The organism is Anaerotignum faecicola (genome assembly GCA_024460105.1).
GTDB lineage: Bacteria > Bacillota > Clostridia > Lachnospirales > Anaerotignaceae > JANFXS01.
Genome location: JANFXS010000454.1, coordinates 1 through 409 on the forward strand (window position 1 = coordinate 1; position 409 = coordinate 409).

Genomic DNA, 409 nt, shown 5'->3' on the forward strand with positions numbered 1-409 from the left:
CTTTCTTAAGCCGGCAATACAGTTGTCCTTTCTCCTCTTTTTATCATCAGGCTCAATCACCTGTAACGAATAATCGGCAGGCCAGTTGGAATATACAATTCCGCCAATCCCGGTTGCTCCAAGCACCCCCATACTCTCAATAATCCGTTTCAAATGCTCTACTGCCTTTTCTCTGTTCGCCTCATCTTCGCCAGCCATATCCCAGCCTGCAGGATAGCCGAACGTAAAGGCCGGTTCAATCCCAATCTCTTCCATATACATTTTAAGTTCTCGAATTTTATCCTTTTCCATGTCAAACATCTCTTTCGTAGGAAAAAATTCAAATACATCAGAACCGGCTTCCTTTGCCTGCTTTAAACACTCCCGCACCCCCAGTTCATCATACCAGCTTCCCAAGTGTCCAAAATGT

1 protein-coding gene is annotated in these 409 nt (G+C 44.7%); it reads right to left on the reverse strand.

The window, feature by feature from the left end:
- Nucleotides 1–409 (reverse strand): sugar phosphate isomerase/epimerase (locus NE664_14840; GenBank protein MCQ4727912.1); only part of this gene is annotated, 409 nt, incomplete at both ends.